The 17,691-nt window shown below is 69.4% G+C and carries 14 protein-coding genes and 1 pseudogene; 6 read left to right on the top strand and 9 right to left on the bottom strand.

Annotation, left to right across the window (positions count from 1 at the left end; translation table 11 throughout):
* Positions 1–157: 157 nt before the first annotated feature.
* The 6 genes and pseudogenes from AC07C1_RS06965 to AC07C1_RS06940 all read right to left on the bottom strand — a co-directional run.
* Positions 158–967, bottom strand: a pseudogene (locus tag AC07C1_RS06965) (slipin family protein); the annotation flags it as partial.
* Between the two features lie 12 nt (positions 968–979).
* Positions 980–1,630, bottom strand: coding sequence for a hypothetical protein (locus tag AC07C1_RS06960; protein WP_478937426.1), 651 nt, complete (start codon positions 1,628–1,630; stop codon positions 980–982).
* A gap of 646 nt (positions 1,631–2,276) precedes the next feature.
* The gene (locus AC07C1_RS06955; protein ID WP_478937425.1) at positions 2,277–2,993 is read right to left on the bottom strand and encodes an ANTAR domain-containing protein; all 717 of its coding nucleotides are present in this window, start codon (positions 2,991–2,993) and stop codon (positions 2,277–2,279) included.
* A gap of 78 nt (positions 2,994–3,071) precedes the next feature.
* Complete coding sequence (locus AC07C1_RS06950) at positions 3,072–3,512, bottom strand: ANTAR domain-containing protein (RefSeq protein WP_478937424.1); 441 nt, start codon at positions 3,510–3,512, stop codon at positions 3,072–3,074.
* A gap of 318 nt (positions 3,513–3,830) precedes the next feature.
* A complete protein-coding gene (locus tag AC07C1_RS06945) occupies positions 3,831–4,436 on the bottom strand; it encodes a hypothetical protein (RefSeq protein ID WP_478937423.1) in 606 nt (201 codons plus the stop codon).
* 56 nt (positions 4,437–4,492) lie between these two features.
* A complete protein-coding gene (locus AC07C1_RS06940) occupies positions 4,493–4,918 on the bottom strand; it encodes an STAS domain-containing protein (protein WP_478937422.1) in 426 nt (141 codons plus the stop codon).
* Between the two features lie 502 nt (positions 4,919–5,420).
* Between AC07C1_RS06940 and AC07C1_RS06935 the strand changes: the two genes are divergently transcribed.
* Together AC07C1_RS06935 and AC07C1_RS06930 are read left to right on the top strand one after the other, a co-directional pair.
* A complete protein-coding gene (locus AC07C1_RS06935; protein ID WP_478937421.1) occupies positions 5,421–5,834 on the top strand; it encodes a PIN domain-containing protein in 414 nt (137 codons plus the stop codon).
* A 111-nt stretch (positions 5,835–5,945) separates the two neighbouring features.
* Complete coding sequence (locus AC07C1_RS06930) at positions 5,946–6,104, top strand: hypothetical protein (RefSeq protein WP_478937420.1); 159 nt, start codon at positions 5,946–5,948, stop codon at positions 6,102–6,104.
* A gap of 861 nt (positions 6,105–6,965) precedes the next feature.
* On the opposite strand, the gene AC07C1_RS06925 is transcribed toward AC07C1_RS06930, so the two are convergent.
* Together AC07C1_RS06925 and AC07C1_RS06920 are read right to left on the bottom strand one after the other, a co-directional pair.
* On the bottom strand, positions 6,966–8,774 hold the full coding sequence (locus AC07C1_RS06925) for a fatty acyl-AMP ligase (RefSeq protein WP_478937419.1): 1,809 nt from the start codon (positions 8,772–8,774) through the stop codon (positions 6,966–6,968).
* 70 nt (positions 8,775–8,844) lie between these two features.
* Positions 8,845–10,641 carry a fatty acyl-AMP ligase gene (locus AC07C1_RS06920; protein WP_478937418.1) on the bottom strand — a complete coding sequence of 599 codons (1,797 nt, stop codon included), beginning with the start codon at positions 10,639–10,641 and terminating at the stop codon, positions 8,845–8,847.
* 305 nt (positions 10,642–10,946) lie between these two features.
* On the opposite strand from AC07C1_RS06920, the gene AC07C1_RS06915 reads away from it, so the two are divergent.
* Positions 10,947–12,329, top strand: coding sequence for a beta-ketoacyl-[acyl-carrier-protein] synthase family protein (locus tag AC07C1_RS06915; protein ID WP_478937417.1), 1,383 nt, complete (start codon positions 10,947–10,949; stop codon positions 12,327–12,329).
* Here the strand turns inward: AC07C1_RS06915 and AC07C1_RS06910 are convergent.
* Positions 12,293–13,069, bottom strand: a complete 777-nt coding sequence (locus AC07C1_RS06910) for a LuxR C-terminal-related transcriptional regulator (RefSeq protein WP_478937416.1) — start codon at positions 13,067–13,069, stop codon at positions 12,293–12,295. The genes AC07C1_RS06915 and AC07C1_RS06910 overlap by 37 nt on opposite strands.
* A 380-nt stretch (positions 13,070–13,449) precedes the next feature.
* On the opposite strand from AC07C1_RS06910, the gene AC07C1_RS06905 reads away from it, so the two are divergent.
* From AC07C1_RS06905 to AC07C1_RS06895, 3 genes are all read left to right on the top strand, one after another.
* A complete protein-coding gene (locus AC07C1_RS06905) occupies positions 13,450–14,439 on the top strand; it encodes an AraC family transcriptional regulator (protein ID WP_478937415.1) in 990 nt (329 codons plus the stop codon).
* Between the two features lie 95 nt (positions 14,440–14,534).
* The gene (locus AC07C1_RS06900; RefSeq protein WP_478937414.1) at positions 14,535–15,038 is read left to right on the top strand and encodes a TetR/AcrR family transcriptional regulator; all 504 of its coding nucleotides are present in this window, start codon (positions 14,535–14,537) and stop codon (positions 15,036–15,038) included.
* A gap of 221 nt (positions 15,039–15,259) precedes the next feature.
* Positions 15,260–17,674, top strand: coding sequence for a helicase-associated domain-containing protein (locus AC07C1_RS06895; protein ID WP_478937413.1), 2,415 nt, complete (start codon positions 15,260–15,262; stop codon positions 17,672–17,674).
* Positions 17,675–17,691 lie beyond the last annotated feature (17 nt).

Genomic DNA, 17,691 nt, shown 5'->3' with positions numbered 1-17,691 from the left:
CGCAGGTCCACCTCTCCAGCGGCTGCCTGTGCCTTGCCGCGCGAGCGCCCGCTCCAGGGCTCCGGACAGCGGCCTTGACACACGGATGACCGGTGGACGACTCGCCGCCATGGAGCTTCGCGCTCACCCGCCTGCTACCCGGGAGAGCGGGCGGGGATCAGCCGTGGGCATGTGACGCGTCGGAGTCGGAGTCCGCGTGTGTCGGCCAGTTGTCCCGCCGGTCCCGCGCCACTGCCGCGCGACTGCCGATCCGGTCACCGTCGGAGCCGACGCGTTCTCCACTCAGAGGGAAGGCGGGCGCGGTGGGCAGGGCAGGGGTGGCCGGTTCGGGGAGCGCGGGACGCGGGCCGCTCCGGCGCGCGAACTCGCCGTCGGTTTCCCTGCTCTGGTGCTCGAAGAAGCGGAGCATCTCCACCGGGAACGGCATGACCAGCGTGCTGTTCTTCTCCGCCGAGACGTCCACCACGGTCTGCAGCAGACGCAGTTGGAGCGCGCCCGGAGTGTCGGCCATGGTCGCCGCGGCGTCACTCAGCCGCTGGGACGCCTGGAACTCACCGTCGGCGGCGATGACCCGGGCACGGCGCTCGCGTTCGGCCCCGGCCTGCTTGGACATGGAGCGCATCATCGACTCCGGAAGGGCGATGTCTTTGATCTCCACCCGCTCGATGCGAAGTCCCCAGGGTTCCTCGGTGGGCGCGTCCATCACCTTCTTGAGCTCCGCGTTGATGTGGTCGCGGTCCGACAGGAGCGTGTCCAGATCCGCCCTGCCGATGACCGCGCGCAGCGAGGTCCGGGCGATCTGGGAGACGGCGCCACGGTAGTCCCGCACGTTCACCAGGGCCTTGACCGGGTCGATGACCCGGAAGTAGACGACCGCGTCGACGGTGAGCGTCACGTTGTCGGCGGTGATGGACCCCTGCGGCGGGATGCCGAGCACCTCGGTCTGCACCGACACCTTCCGCATCCGATCCCCGGGCGGCTATTCGGGCCGTTGGGTCCGGTCGTTGTGGGCGAGGCCGTCCGGATGGTCCTCCGTGCGCTCGCCAAGAGGAAGAACCAGTACGCTCAAAGCCGTTGGGCCAGGTGGGCGGTGTATCTGCCCCGCCTCCTGCCAGCCCCAGTCCCTGAAGGCGGCACAGGCCGAGCGGGCGGACCGATCCACCAAGGTGACACCGAGCGAGGACTGGTGGTCGGCGAGCAGCCGCTCCTGGAGCCGGCGGGCGAGCCCGTGGGCGTGCCGGTGCGGATGGACGACGGTTTCGAGAATCGCGAAGACATGCCCGGACGCGGTCAGTTGCTCCAGGTTCTGCGGCATCGGCCCGTCGAACCCCTCCCACCAGGAGCCGTCGCGCGGCACTGGGATCCCTGAGACACAGCCGGTCAAGCCCACTGCCTCGGCGACCAGCATGTCGAATCCCGGCAGTTGTACATCGTGCTCCAGCCGGCGCAGGAACTCCTGCCGGCCGCGGAACTCCTCGCCGGGCGGGGTGACGGACGACTCCACGTACAGATCCGCCAGGTCCTCCCGCAGGCCCTCGGCCTGCCAGCGGTTCAGCCGGCGCAGCCGCACCGTGTCCAGGACGGGAGGCTCTGAGCCTTCGGGGTCGTGCGGGTGCCGCGGGCTGCTCATGGGGCGCCTCGGTTCAGAAGGCCGGGAGATGTACGGGAGTGCCATCGTGGCCGATGGGCGGTGCGGCGCCTGGGTCCGGGACGTCTGTACGCCAGCATAGCCCCGGATCGGCGCCGCGCCGGGGCCCGTTGGGGGCACGGGGCCACTGTGGCCCAGGCAGCTGGACGGTGAGTGTGCCGACCGGGTGTCGTCGCTCGCGTCGCCTTCCCCGTACGCCCGCACGACCAGGTGATGGCCGACCCCCGTGTTCCGAGGAGGACCGCCTGACGACGTCCCGGGGGCACGGGCGGCGCCTGCGAACGGCCCTGTTCCGCTTTGCCGCTATCTGCTCTAGGCTCCACGCAGGGAAGACGGGGCTGCGACCGTGTCAGTTACCAGCATGTCTCCCCATCCAGGCTCCCAGCCCCCGAGTCGGACCAGGCCCGGCCGGAGCCGCATCGCCGCAGTGCGCGGCTCCAGCCTCCGTCCTCCAGGCATTTCCGACGGGGTGTTCCCACCAAGTCCCGCCGCCACGGAGGACAGCGCGCGAGGACACGGTGGAGGGGGGCCTCCCATCCTCGCGCCACGTACGGCCGCCGCCGCAGTGCGGCGGCGGCCGTACGGACCGCGAACCCGGGTGCACCGGCCGCGTGCGGCGCGGAGTGGGTCAGGATCCCAGACCGGGGAGGGGTTCGGAGTCGTCGATGAAGGCGCGGGCCAGGTCGGACAGGCGCCGGTTGTGCGCGCGGGCGTAACCACGCAGCGCGGTGAACGCCTGCTCCATGTCGATGCCCTGGCGTTCGGCGAGTTTGCCCTTGGCCTGTTCGATCAGTACGCGGCTGTTCAGCGCGGTCTGCAACTGCTCGTTGAGGACGCTGCTGCGCTGAGCGGTGCGTTGTTGCAGGAGGCTGATGGTGGCGATGTCGGCCAGGGCCTGGGCGATGTGCGTGGCGAGCGGGTCGAAGGGGCCGGGGGCGGCGCGGAAGAGGTTCAGGGCGCCCACGGTCTCCTCCCGCAGGCGCATGGGCAGCGCCTGGACCGCCCCGAAGCCGCTGCGGTGGGCCGCCGTGACGAAGCGCGGCCAGCGGTCGATCTCCCGGGTCAGGTCGGGGACGACCACGGGGGTGTCGGTGCGGAAGCACTCCAGGCAGGGGCCCTCGTCGTTCAGGAGCTGGAAGAGTTCCAGCAGCCGTACCTGTTCGTCAGAGGCGGCCATCACGCGGAGTTCGCCGTCGCGGTCCGCGAGCAGCACCCCGGCGGCACTCGCGCCGAGCAGCCCTACGCAGCGGTCAGTGAGCAGGCGCAGGAAATCGATGAGGTCGAAGTCGGCGACCAGGTTGTCCGCCAGCTCGACGAAGGTCTTGGCCAGGAGCTGCTGATTCATCGTGTCACCCTCGATGGAGACTATTCCCGCCGGGAAGGGGCGGGAAGTGCGGCACGTTCGTCGGATGGCACCCGTACATCAGGGCTCCTCGTCGGTCCGTCTGGGTTCCGTGTCCGGGGAGAAGCGGAGCCGGCGGGCCACCACGTCGGCGGCCACGTCGGCGAGCCGGCGTCCCTGGAGGAAGGCGTAGGCGCGCAGCCGGACGAAGGCCTCGTCGATGCCGACGCCGAGCTGGACGGTGAGCATGCCGGTTGCCTGGTCGATCTCCGCCCGGTATCCGCCCAGGTCCTCGAAGCCGCGGTCCGGCGACGGTCCGCCGGCCGGCGCGCCCGCCTCCTCGATCCGCGCATCGAGCAGGAACAGCGTCGCGAGATCGGCGAAGGCCAGCGCGTCGGCCAGTTCCTCGGCGTCCAGTACGGTCGGCACGTCGGCGTACAGGTCCAGGACTCCCGGGCTGATCGCCCCCATCTGCAGAGGGAGCGCGATCACCGCGCGTGCCCCGGCCTCCAGGGGCCGCATCCGCGAACACCATCCAACGGTCCTGCAGGTCACGGATGAGCAGATCGGGTGTCAGGACAGCCGAGCCGTGCAGGAAGGCGTCCACAGACGGTCCCTCACCCAGCGTGAGCTGGAGCTCTTCCAGTTGCTCGCTGATGTCGTCGGTGCTGCACAGCGGATGGCTCGGCGCGGCCTTGGGCATCGCCGACAGCCCGGCCCCGCCGACCGGCAACGCGGCCACGGCCGCGGTGCACACGTCCACCACGCTGACCCGAACACCGCGCCGGGCCGCCTGCTCGGCCACCAGCACCTGCATGCGGGCCGCGCGGCTGTCGGACCTCATCCGGGCAGCCGTGTCCAGGCATCGTGCGCAAGTCCCTCCAGCCGCGCTGCGGTTCGCTCCCCGACCGGAAGGACCAGCACCCGGAGCAGCGTGGCGCTGATCGGCCTCCAGATCTCTCTCACGTCCAGCCATCCCCAGGAACGGAGCGCAGCGAGGACGAGGTGATCGGCCCGGTGCACCAAGGTGGCGCCGAGTGACGCCTGGTGGTCGGTCAGCAGCCGCTCCTGCAACCGGCGAGCCACGTCCTGGTCCTGCGGGTGCGGGCGGACCAGGATGTCGGTGATCGCGAAGACTCCGCCCGGCTCGGTGAGTTGCTCGCTGCCGCGCGGCAGCGCCCCGTCGTACCCGAGCCACCAGAAGCCGTCGCCGCGCACCGGAAATCCGAAAGCGCATCCCACCAGGCCGTCCGTCTCCGCGATCACCATGGCGAACCTCGGCCGACGGATCTCGGTGGTGAGACGGTTCAGAAAGTCCTGGCGGCCGGGAGGGCGGTACGGCTCACGGGGAGACGTCTCGCGGGAGTCCACGTACAGATCCGCGAGCTCCCCGCTCACGGCCTGCGCCTGCCAGCGGTTCACCCGACGCAACAGGACCGCGTCCATGGTGGCCGACTCACTGCCACGGGGCTCTCGTTGCTGCCCCCGCTCCGACCGGGCCGTCACCGCGCATCACCCGAGAGGACGGAGTCCAGCGGAACGAGCCGATGTGGCGGGGCTTGGGTGGTCGGGGCTGCGACATCCCCGAGAGGAGGTGCCAGATGCCCGGGCGGAGGGCCGAGGAGCAGGAACCCGGAGCCGGTGAGGTCGAGTATCCGGCCCAGGGTCGGTGGCGGGTGGTGCAGTCGCAGGGTCCCACCGGCCTCGGCGGCCTTCTGCGCGGCGTACAGGAAGGCGTTGAGGCCGCTGCCGTCGCAGAAGGTGACGGGGGTGAGGTCGACATCGACGGTGCGAATGCCGTCGCTCAGGCACCGCGCCAGTGCCGTGCGGACCAGCGGGGCCGATTCCAGGTCGATCTCACCGGCCAGGGTGATCAGCGCCCCGTTCCGTCGATCACGGCGGTAGATGGTGAGCTGTGGGAAGGGCATGACGCCTCGGTTCAGAAGACCATCCGGCAGCGCACGCGGTGACGCCGGCATTCCCGGGCCTCCAGGCGCGCTCCTGACAGGGGCGTACGTTCGACGGAGACGGAGCAACGGCCGGCCCGGCAGCCTGTGCGACAGGACAGCGGACCCACCCAGTTCCCTCCAGGGATGCGCCGGGTGACGGACGAAAGCTCCGCTCCCCGCAGCCATCTGTATCGAGCAACGACAAGCCGCCGGGGTCTGGGACGTCCGTACAGCAGCATAGCCCTCAACATGGTCCGGCGGACGGCCGGAAGCCGCCCGTTCCTCGTACCCGAGAGCGACGTCTCGACCCTCCGCTGCGTGAAAGATGAAGTGAAAACGGCTCCGCCTCTTCGCCCGAGGAGTGGATCAGACGTTCCTGACGGCGCGCACCGAGCAACAAGGGTGCGGGCGCCCTGATGAGCGTACGGGGTGACCGCGCCCTGGACATCGACATCCTCCTGGACAAGAGCCAGTACCGGCCGTGACAGTCGCCGACTACCTCATCGACACCTCCGCCCTCGCCCGCGTCCTGCTCGGCCAGAACACGACCGAGTGGGAGGATCGGATCACCGGTGGACTCGTCGCGATCTGCGACATCACGGAACTCGAGGTCCTCTACTCCGCCCGCTCGGCCGGGGACCGCGCACGGCTGAAGGCGGCACTCGACGCCCACTACGTGTGGTGTCCGATGCCCGACGGCATCTACCGCCGCTCCCGCGTGATCCAGGAGCAGCTCACCGCGAAAGGCGAACACCGCAGCGCCGGCCCGGTCGACCTCCTCGTCGCCGCCACCGCCGAAGAGGCAGGACTCACCCTGCTCCACTACGACCGCGACTTCGACACCATCGCCCGGACGACGGGGCAGCCGGTACGGGTGATCGGCCTCAAGCAGTAAAGCCCCGTGGGCGCTCGCTGGGATCTGGTGGGTCGGCTTCCGCGAGCACCGACGCCTACGACACCCAAGAGCAAGCCTCGTCACCCCAGGTCAAGAACCTCGATGCCGGGCATGGACCACTCGGGCGACTCCGGCAGGCCCGGAATGGTGGACGACAACGACATGTTGGGCGCCGTGGAGATGACCGTCACCGAGGAGAACAAGGACAAGTACGGCCCCGACGCCACCCGGGCCGACGACATCGTTACCGCGCACCTCGGCAGGAAGTGACGCTCACCACGCGCAGGGGCCGACGAGGCAATCATGCGCGAACAACCGCGACCTGACGAAGAGACAGTCGCCGACACCCAACGCGCCCACTGGCAGGCCCTCCGGCGCCCGCACCGTCCTCGAACTCAGCGCCGCGGCAAGAAAGTCCGGCCTCACCGACCGGGTCACGGCCACCGGCCACGACGCACGCGACCCGCTGCCACGAACTGCCCACGTCCACCGTGGCGGATCACCCAGACCAGGCGACAGCCGACGACGTTGTACGACGGGGCGGGCGCCCGGCGGCGCCTCCGGTCAGGTCGCCCGACCTCCTGCGACCCGTTCCATTTCCTTGTGTCCACTGAGCGTCCACTGAATCTTGCTTTTCGGCTTCACCGCGTAACTTCCGGCAGCCGAGCTTGTTCCGCATCGCCGCAGTTCAGAGCCTCTTCAGGAGCACCCAGGCACCCACCGCGACACCTCAAGCAGCACACGTGAGCAGCGGATTCTCTCCGTTGGGCTCGAGTTGTGACTCAGAGCCGCCGAAGACGCGTTTCCGCAGGTCAGGGCGCATTACTAGTGGGGTGGGTGGGACTCGAACCCACGGCCGACGGCTTGCCGAGACTGCTACCGCTTACGGGGCTCATGAATGACCAGCAGCGCCGATTCACCTCACTGCGTTTAGCCGTTGCAAGACACACCGACACCGCCGGTGCATGTCGATCACCACATGCTGAAGGAGGAAGGGACGGGCCTGCGGCCTGAGAGCAGAGTGCCGACCGGCACCGGTTACCCGGCGCCGGGTTCCTGCGTCGGCGTACCTGCACGGTGCCCTGGCCGGGCAAGGCCCGCCAGGGCACCGGATGCGCAGAGGACGCACCGTCATTCGATGAGGGCCGCCTCGAAGGAACCCCCGAGGTACCGGTCCCGGCTGTCGCGCCGTTGCAGCTTGCCGGTCGTCGTGAGCGGCAGCGTCCCCGGCTTGAGGAGGACGACATCGTGTACCTGGATGCGGTGTCCGGCATGGACCGCGCGCCTGATCTCCTGCTTGATCTCCTGGGCGGTCACTTGATCACCGGTCTCGCCTCCGGCTGCCATCGTCGTCTCGGCGAGCACGATGAGCCGTTCGTGTGCGCCGTCGTCGACCGACACCGCGCAGGTACCGAACTCGCGGACTGCCGGGTGGCTGGCCTCAACGGTGGCCTCGATGTCCTGCGGGTAGTGGTTGGCACCGGCGATGATGATGACATCCTTTGCCCGGCCGGTGATGAACAGCTCCCCGTTCTGCACGAATCCGAGGTCACCAGTACGGAGAAACCGCTCCCCCGGCTGGTCGGGAATGGATCCCATGAAGGTCTCGGCAGTCTCCTTGGGAGCGTTCAGATACCCCGTTGCGACGCTCGGGCCGGACACGAAGATCTCACCCACCTCGTCCTCCCCGCAGGGCTTGCCTGTCTCCACGTCGACGGCGATAGCCGTGCTCAACGGATGGATCGGGCCGCAGCCGACCAGCTCACGGCTGTCCTGTGCCGACGCGGCTGGGCGCACCTTTCCGGCGGCGAGCGACTCGGAGTCCAGCCGCAGGACTTCCGGGGCCTGGCCGACCGGTACGGCCGTGACCATCACTGTCGCCTCGGCGAGGCCGTACGCGGGGGACAGCGCCTCGCGCCGGAAGCCGGCCTCCGCGAATGCCGCGCTGAAGCGGTCGAGCGTGTCGGAGCGGACGGGCTCGCCTCCGACCAGCGCCATCTCCCAGCGACTGAGGTCGAGTTCCCGGCGCTGAGCGTCCGTCACCCGGCGGACGCACAGGTCGTAGGCGAAGTTCGGTGCGCAGCTGTCCGCGCGTCCGAGCCGGGAGATGGCCCGCAGCCACGTGAGCGGACGCTGCACGAAAGTCATCGTCGGCAGCAGGGTGACATCCCGGCCGGAGAAGAGGGGGTCGAGGACATTGCAGATGAGGCCCATGTTGTGGTGCGGCGGCAGCCACGACACCGCCGACGGTCGGGGCAGCCCGGCGTCGTCGGCAGACCGACGCGTATTGTCGTATATCAACGACAGGTTGTTCAGCACATTGCCGTGAGTGATCGCGACGCCTTTCGGCACACCGGTCGAGCCCGAGGAGTACTGCAGATAGGCGACCATCTCAGCGGCGGCCACCGGTGGGGTCCACTCCTGGGCCAGGTCCAGGCGTACCTCGTCGGTCGCCACCCGGTTGAGCCGGGCGAGCCCGCCGGTGTCGGTGAGGACGTGCTCCGCGGCGGCAAGCACGGGGCCGGTCGACAGGAACAGCGAGGGCTCGGAACTCGCGGCAATCGACTCCACCCGAGTCCATTTGGCATTGCTCCGCGTCCCGTCGAGCGGAGCCACCGGCACCGGGATCAGACCGGCGTAGATGCAGCCCAGGAAGGCGACGTGGAAGTCCAGTCCCGGCGGGTAACTCAGCAGCACGCGTGCGCGCGCGGCAGGAACCTGCTGTCGCAGCGTCACGGCGACCGCCCGCGCCCGGCGGTCGAGTTCGGCCAGGGTCAGTGATTCTGATTCCTCGACACCGTCGCCCAGGAACACAAAGTTCTTCCGGTCGGGCTCGGCTGCCGCACGAGTGCGGCACAGGTCGATCAGCGTCGGCAGTGCGCCGTGCTCGCCGGCCACCGCCTCGGGCAGTCGAACACCGTGCTCGGGATTGGTTCGCATATGACCACTCCAAACGGAGGAAGAGGAAGAAGGCGGCGGACAGTTCGCGCGCCCCTGCATGGAGCGAGGTTCAGACTGTCGCGAATGCCCGCGCCCGGTACCTGGACCGGCACTGTGCGCGCTGCAACTTGCCGCTGGTGGTGAACGGCAGCGCACCGGCCTTGACCAGGAGGACGTCGTCGGCCCGGAGGCCGTGCCCGGCGAAGACGGCCTCCCGGACGGCTTCTTCGACCTCATCCGCCGCGTGGGTCGCGCGGGCACCTGGCGGAGTGTCCGGGACGGGGCCGGTCATGACGCGGTACCGGCTGTTGATCTCAGCCAGGACGACGAGGCGTGTGCGTCCGCCGTCCTCGGCGGTGAAGGCGCAGCAGCAGCCCTCCCGTATGGCGGGATGGCTTGCTGCCGCGGTCGCCTCGATGTCGTACGGGTAGTGCTGCATGCCCTCCACGACGATGAGGTCGTCCACACGGCAGGTGACGAAGAGCTGACCGCCGTCCAGGAAGCCCAGGCTGCCGGTGCGCAGGAACCGGCGGCCCTCGTGGCCGCGCACGGTGGCGTTGAACGTACGCGCTGTCTCCTTCGGGGCGTTCCAGTACGCGGCACCGATACTCGGTCCGGACGCCAGGATCTCCCCTGTCTCGTCCGGGGCGCAGGGATCGCCGGTGGCCGGATCCACCACCGCGATGGTCATGGACGGGTGCACCTGGCCCAGGCCGACCAGCCGGCGCACCTCGTCCTCGCGACCGGCTCGCTGCACCTTGCCTTTCGCCAGCGCCACCGCGTCGAACCGGCGGATCACCGGTTCGGGCTCCACCGGCCCGCCGCTGAGCATGACAGTGGACTCGGCGATGCCGTAACTCGGGAAGAACGCCTCGCGGCGGAACCCGAACGGGGCGAGCATGGCACTGAACTGGTCAATCATCTCTGCACGCACCGGCTCGTCGCCGACCACCGCGATCCGCCAGGCGCTGAGATCGAGGGAACGCAACTGCTCCTCGGAGACGCGCCGCAGGCACAACTCGTACCCGAAACCGGGTGCTGAACTGATGCCCGCCCCGCGGTCCGACATCGCGCGGAGCCAGTTGACCGGATGCTGGGTGAACGCCGAGGGCGGCATCAGTACGGCGTCGTACCCGACGTAGATCGGCTGCAGGACCCCGGTGATCAGTCCCATGTCGTGGAACACGGGCAGCCAGGACACAACAGGCGGCAGCCGGTCGAAGTCGTCCGTGGCGCGGGTACCGTTGGCCAAGATCAACGAGAGGTTGTGCAGAACGTTGCCATGGGTGAGCTCCACACCCCGGGGCGGACCGGTCGTGCCCGAGGTGTACTGCAGGTACGCGATCGTGTCCTCGCCGATGTCGGGGGCATTCCAGCCGTACGCGTCCGTCTCACTGATCTCGTCGGTCGCCACAGACGTCGGCCGGCGTGGTGTGGAGATGTCCTTCAGTAACGCGTCGACACGGTTCAGCCTTGACCCGTTCGACAGCAGCACATCCGGTTGGCAGCTGTCGACGATTGACCGGAAGCGCGTATACCGGTCGTCGACACCGACGCGCAGCACCGGAGGAGCCGGCACCGCGATCAGGCCGGCATACAGGCAGCCGAAGAAGGCGGACACGAAGTCCAGGCCTGGCGGGTAACTCAGCACGGCGCGGGCGCCCTGCGGGGCTTGCCTGCTCAGATGCGCCGCGATTGCCCTTGCCCGGGTGTCCAGTTGGGCGAGGGTGAGCGAGTCGGACTCTTCGAGGCCGTTCTCCAGGAAGGCGAACATCCGTCGATCCGGCTCCCTGGACGCGCGATACCTGCAGAGCTCGACCAAGGTCGTCGGCTCCGGTCGGGATTCTGTGACGGCATCCTCTGACATCGTGGTCCTCCTGTTCGACTCGGCCATTGGCATTGCCCCTGCCATTTCCCCGCTGACCCGTCGGGACTTGATCACGTATCCAGCCATTGCTGTACGTGTGCGTCTTGGTGGTTCCACTCGAAGAGATGCTAGGTCGGCAGAGAAATATCGGGTATCCGCCGCGGGATGGGCCCATCCCCCTACCGGAGGCGAGCTTCGAGTAGGCCGGAAGACGGATGAAAGCCATCCTCCGGTCGCCGTCACGGTTCGGTCCGTCGGCCGTTACGGAAAGTGCCTCGTACTGGATACCGTCATGACGACGGCCAGTGGACGACGAATGGCCCGTATCCAAGGGAGAACATTCCCCAGAAGGCTTCAGAAAGGGAACCTCGATGTCCTACGACGCATCTGACGACTACTTCTTGGGTTATCCGAAGCTCCCCGAACTCCCCGATCTCCCCGAACTCCCCGGTCACCCGGACGGGGAGGTCCTGGGTACGACCGGCGTGGTGGTCACCGGTTTGGGAATGACCACGCCGCTGGGCGGCAACGTCCACTCCACCTGGAAGGCGCTGCTCGCCGGCGAATCCCCGATCACCGTGCTCGACGAACCGTGGTCTCGCGATCTGCCCGTACGACTGGCAGGCCGGCTGAGTCAGGAACCGACCGAGGTACTGGACCGGGTCGAGGCCCGACGGATGGACCGCTGCCAGCAGATCGCGATGGTGGCCGCCCGGCAGGCATGGACCGACGCCGGCGCGCCCGAGGTGGCGCCGGAGCGGCTGGCCGTGGTGATCGGCACCGGTCTCGGCGGCGGAGGGACACTGGTCGACCAGCACGACCTGTCGTTGGCCAAGGGGCCGGGCCGCGTGTCGCCGTTCGCGGTGACGATGCTGATGCCCAACGGTTCGGCCGCCGCAGTCAGTCTGGCTCTCGGCGCCCGGGCCGGCGCCCACGCGCCGACCAGCGCCTGCGCCTCCGGAGCGGAGGCAATAGCCATGGGGCTCGCCTTACTGCGTGACGGGCGGGCCGATGTCGTTGTCGCCGGCGGCACCGAGGCATGCATCGGCCGGCTGTCCATGGCGGCTTTCGCCCGCATGGGAGCCCTGTCCGGCCGTCATGAGGACCCTCAGAACGCATCGCGGCCGTTCGACAGTGCCCGTGACGGCTTCGTCATGTCCGAGGGCGGCGGCGCCGTCGTGCTGGAGCGGACCCAGTTCGCGAAAGCTCGTGGCGCGCGGATGTATGCCACGCTCGCCGGTACAGGGATGAGCTCCGACGCGCACACCATGACATCTCCGTCAGCGGACGGTCAGATCAGTGCGATCCGCGAGGCCTTGCGCTCCGGCGGTCTCGGCCCGCAGGACATCGTTCACGTCAACGCCCACGCTCCCGGTACGCCCGTCGGTGACCGTATCGAGGCGGCGGCATTGCTGGAATCGCTCGGTCCGCATGCTCTTGTGACGGCGACCAAGTCGATCACCGGCCATCTCATAGGCGGGGCCGGCGCGATCGAGGCCATCTTCACGGTCCTGAGCGTCTTCACCGACGTGATTCCCGCGACCAGGAACCTCGACGACAAGGATCCCGAGGTGAAGGTGGAAATCGTCACGGGAACCCAGCAGCGCATCAGGGTCACCGCGGCCATCTCGAACTCCTTCGGTTTCGGCGGTCACAACGTGGTCCTCGCGTTCACCAAGCCCGCCTGACCACGGGCTTGGGACGGGCGGCAGGAGGACAGGGGGCCTACCGCGGCCTGTTTGGCCCGCGGTGGCGGGGGCGGGTGCACGAGACCGCTCCGCTGGGCCATCAGCGCCGCGTGCATCCGGTTCGGCAACTCGAGCTTGGCGAGGATGCGCGAGACGTGGGACTTCACGGTGGCGAGCGTGACATGCAGCTCGTGGGCGATCTCCTGGTTCGACCTGCCCATGGCTATACCGCAGAGAACTTGGGTCTCGCGGCCGCTCAGGCTCGCCAGGGCGACCGCGTGAGACCGCTCATGTGGCGGCGGCAGAATCTCGAACCGATCGATCAGCCGTCGGGTCATCGTGGGGCACAAGAAGGCCGCGCCGTCAGCAACTGCACGGACAGCTGAGATCAGCTCGTCCTGGCTGGCACTTTTGAGCAGAAAACCACGTGCGCCCGCCTTCAGCGACCCGAGCAGATGGCTGTCAAGGGCGTTGCTGGTCAGGACAATTATCCCCGGCGCGACTCCGGGTACTGCCGTCCCCAAGGGCCGGGCGAGTTTCCGGACAAATTCGCATTCGGCATCCACGAGGACGACCTGCGGTCGCCGCAGCTCGGCCATGCGTAATGCTTCCTCACCGACCCTCGTATCGGCGACCACCGTGATATCCGGCTCCTCCCCGAGGGCCTGCCGGAATCCGCGGCGCACGAGATCCTCATTGTCGACCAGCATTACTTCCAACGTGCTGAAGTCGTCCATCATTCGCTCCTCCCGTGCAATTCGGAAGCCCCCGTTGCCTTCGGTAACCAGCAACCGGAACTGTGCGTTTCACTGGCTGTGCTCGAGAATGTTTTCCGGTGCAGCAGTCGCGCACGTGAGGACCGCGGGCCGCGCCGAGCGCTACAGACAGCGGTGGCTGATAACGCGTGCGCCTCCTGGCCCGCACGCACATCCCGACTAGGCTGAATGGGAGCCTACGGCGGGATCCGCCGCATCGATCCCTTCCGATGCTAGGGGGATTGGCAGTGCTGGTTCCAGGCAATGGCGGCCATGCTGTTGGCCGTTCCGGCCACAGGGCGGCGGCCGACGAAGTCTCCACAGCTCCACGGCTGTTCAACCGAGGCATCGCAGGTGTGCGCGCGATGGTGGACGTGGGCGTCGAGCGTGGAGTGCCCATACCGGCATGCCTCGACGGCAGTGGTGTGGACGAGAACGCTCTTGCCGACGATGCCGCACATGTCCGGGCCTGGCAGGAGCTCACTGTGGCGCAGAACCTGGTCCGCGCCACGGGCGACGCTCCCGGCCTGGGGCTCGAGGTCGGCAGCCGGATTCCGCTGCGTACGTACAGCGTGTTGGGCTTCGCACTGCTCGCCAGCCCGACGCTGCGCGAGGCCGCGGCTGTGGGACTGCGCTACCTGGAACTCACCTTCGCCATGGTCGGGATCCACCTTCAGGAGGACGGAAACGAGGTCCGTCTCGTCCTGGACGACGGGCTGGTGCCCCCGCCCGTCCGGCACTTCTTCATCGAGCGGGAAATAGCCAATATCCGGGCCATCCTCGACACCATTGTGGGCCGGCCCTTCACCCCCCTCCGGCTGGATCTGCGCTTTCCACGGCCTGAAACGTCCGCGCCGTACGAGACGTTTGACGACGTGCCCATCGCCTTCGGGGCGCCGCGCAACGCGATCGTCACCCTCGCGGCGGTACTGGAGCAGTCGCTGCCGCAGGCGGACCAGCACACCATGCAGGTGTGCGAACGCGAGTGCAGGCTCCTGCTGGCCCGGCGCACCGACACCGGATTCGCAGCGCGGGTACGGGAACTGCTCATGCAGTGGCCGGACGGCATCCCCGACATGGGCGTTGCCGCAGCCGCGCTGCACGTCTCCACCCGCACTCTGCGCCGGCGTCTGGCAGTGGAGGGCACGTCCTACCGGCGTCTGGTCGACGCAGCGCGGCACACTCGTGCTGTCGAGATGCTGTCCACCCTCGGACTCGGGGTCGACCAGATCGCCGTACGTCTCGGGTACGCCGACGCAGCGGCATTCATCCGCGCTTTCCGCCGGTGGACGGGTTCGACCCCCGGTGCCTACCGAACGCGATCAGTACGCAACCTGTCGAGGGCCCACGAGTGAAGGACGGCCTGCTGCCTCTGTGGGGTGGCGCGTCATGCCGGCCATGTACGCCGTGGTGATCGCCACCGCTGCGAGCCTCACTGCACTGCGACGTGATGTCACCTAGGAAACCCGCACTATTGCGGGACGGCGGAGGCGATCAGAAGCTCCGCGAGCACCTGATCGCCACTGCTGCACGCCTCATCGCCGAACACGGGAGCGTGGGCCTGACCGTGCGCGGCATCGCCCGCGAGGCCAAGGTCGCCGACGGCGTGTTGTACAACCACTTCGCGGACAAGGAAGAACTCCTCGCCGAAGCCCTGCACGCGCACGTCACGACCGTCATGACTGGCGCCGGTGAACCGCCGGTGGCCGGTCGGAGCACTGACAACCTCCGTGACTACATCACCCGCGGGCTCGAGGTGCTCACCCGTATTCTCCCGGTCTTCGCCGGACTCATCTCCCAGCACAAGATCTTCGCTCGTTTCGCACCCATGCATGCTCCCGGCATGGGAGCAGGGCGCGACGGTCTGCGAGCCGCCCTGTCCCACTACCTCCGGGACGAGCAGCAACTGGGCCGACTGGCTCCGCAAGCCCGGTCGACGCCGCGGCCACCATGATCCCTCTCGCCCTTCGGAACCGTTCCCCCTCCGGCTTCTCCAGTTGCCACACGGCGGCGACTGCGCGGGGAAGAACCAGTGCGGCCCGTCCGCGAATCTCTGACGACGGCGCCTACGGCACCCGCCGGATGCGCCATGCTTGGAGGCCGTGCGGCACAGCGCGTCTCGCCCGGCCTGCCGGCGCGAAGCGTGGCGTTTCCCTCGACGAGGTGCACTGATCAGTGAAGTCCGGTAAGTCGACCCTCGCAGCATGGCTCCACCGCCTCGACGCCGAACACTTGGAGCAGGTACTCGCGGCACGGCCGGACGCCGTGTCCCCGCCGGAACCCCGCTCGGTGAGCGAACTGGCCGAACGCCTGCAACGCCCGGGCTCGGTCGCGCTCGCGCTGCCCCGGCTCGCACTGCCCGCACTGCAGGCAGCCGAAGCACTGGCGGCACTGAGTGCGCCGGCCTCTCGGGACGTCCTGGCGGACCTGCTGGACGCGACGGAGGACGAGACCGCACACGGCCTGGAAGCGGCGCTCCAGACGCTGTCCGCACATGCGCTGGTCTGGCCGGACAGCGAGGGAACACTGCGCATGGCCGCGCCCCTGCGGCAGACCTGGGACACGCCGCTCGGACTGGACCAGCCGCTGGCGACGCTGTTGAAGGACACGACCTCCGAGGAGTTGCGCCGCATGCTCACGGCTCTGGGCGTCCGGCCTCCCGGCACCAAACCGCAGCGTCTCGCGACGCTCGTGGAACACCACAGCGACCCGGCACGTGTCGCCGCGGTGGTCGCGCGGGCACCGGCCGACGCCCGGAAACTGCTGGAACGCAGGGCGGACCCCGCGTACCGGCCGCAGGCATTCGTCCTCCTCGGGGGCCAGTCCGCCCCTGAACCGGGTGCGCGCTGGGCGCTGGAGCGGGGACTGCTGGTCCAGGGGCGGTACAGCTACGGCCCCGTACGGATGCCCGCCGAGGTGGTGCTCGCGCTGCGCGGGCCGGGCTGGCATGCTCCGTTCGCCCCCGCGCCGCCCGTCACGCTGCTCGTACCCGTCAGCCCGGCGGAGGTCGACAGTGAGGCGTCCGCCGCGGCCACGGCGTTCGCCGCCCACGCCGCCTCGGTCCTGTCGGTGTGTGCGACGGCTCCGCCCGCCCGGTTGAAGTCCGGCGGCGTCGGAGCCCGCGAACTGGCCAGGATCGGCAGAGCGGCACGCTGCGAGGAGAGCGTCGTGCGCCTCACCCTCGAGATGGCGTACGAGGCCGGTCTCATGGCCCGTGACGGTGACCGGGTCGCGACGACGGACGCCTACGACACCTGGGCCGAGTCGGAGCCCGCAGAGCGGCTCCCGGTATTGCTGCACGCCTGGTGGACACTCGGGCTCACCCCCTCGCAGGCCCGCGACGACGACAACAAGGCGCTGCCCGCCCTGGCCGGGGCCCCGCCCTGTGCCGGCTGCCTCCAGGCCCGGAAGGGGCTGCTCACCGCCGCTTCCCGTCTCCCGGCCGGGCAGGGCGCGAAGAACTCGGCCGAACTGGGTCCTCTCACCCACTGGTCACGGCCGCTCGCCGAGGTGCTGCCACAGGACGCGACGCCGCTCGCCACCGTGATCCGGGAGGCGGAACTCCTCGGCGTGCTCGCCCGCGGCGCGCTGTCCCCGATCGGCGCCGCTCTGCTGGCCGACAGCACCGAAGGACTGGCCACCGCCTGCCACCGCTTGCTTCCCGCCGCCACCGCGACGGCCCGCTTCGGCGGCGACCTGACCGCCGTCGTCACCGGCACACCCGCCGCACGGCTGGTCGTGCTGCTGGACTCGGTCGCCGATCGGGAGGCCGGCGGCAACACCTCAGTGCGGCGGTTCAGCCCGACGAGCGTCCGCCGCGCCCTGGACGCCGGCCGTAGCCCGGACTCCATCGAGGCCGACTTGGCCGCCGTCGCCGCCAACCCTCTGCCCCAGCCCCTGTCCTACCTGATCATGGACACGGCACGCAGCCACGGCCGGATCCGCATCGCCTCGGCCGCCTGCGTCGTCCACGGCGAGGAACCCGCCCTCCTCACCGAGATCGCCGCCCACCGCAAACTCTCCAAACTGGGCCTGCGGCACCTCGCCCCGACCGTCCTCGTCAGCCGCACCCCGCTGGAGAAAACCCTCGCCGCACTGCGGACCGAGGGATACGCGCCGGTCGCGGAGACGGCCGACGGAACCGTGCGCGTCGAACGACCCGGCAGCCCCCGGGCGACCGCGCCGGTGCCGCCCCCGCGCAGAGCGGTCAGCAGGCCCAGCACCCCATCCCGGATGACCGCCGCCCCGAAGCAGGCCGAGCTGAGCGCGCTGGCCGCCCGACTCGCGGGCGCCCCACTCGCCCATCCCGCCCCCGACCCGTACAACGGCGTCCCCTTCGCCACCGATACCGAGGAAATCATCGCCGGATCGGCGACCCAGATCTCCCACGCCGATGTCCGTCAACTCGCCCACGCCGTCGACGACGGTACGGCGATCACCATCGAGTACGTCGCCACCACGGGCAGCCGCACGATCCGCACCCTCAGCGGCCTCGACCTCGACCCTCCGTATCTGTACGCCTGGTGTCATCTGCGCGCGGAGCGGGTGTTCACCCTGTCGCGGATCCACGGGGTGATGCCCCCGGCGTAACGCCCGGGCGGCGGGCC

Source organism: Streptomyces sp. NPDC045022 (assembly GCF_056432605.1).
The sequence above is the reverse complement of the archived record's forward strand: the minus strand, read 5'-3'. Positions and strand labels throughout refer to the sequence as shown.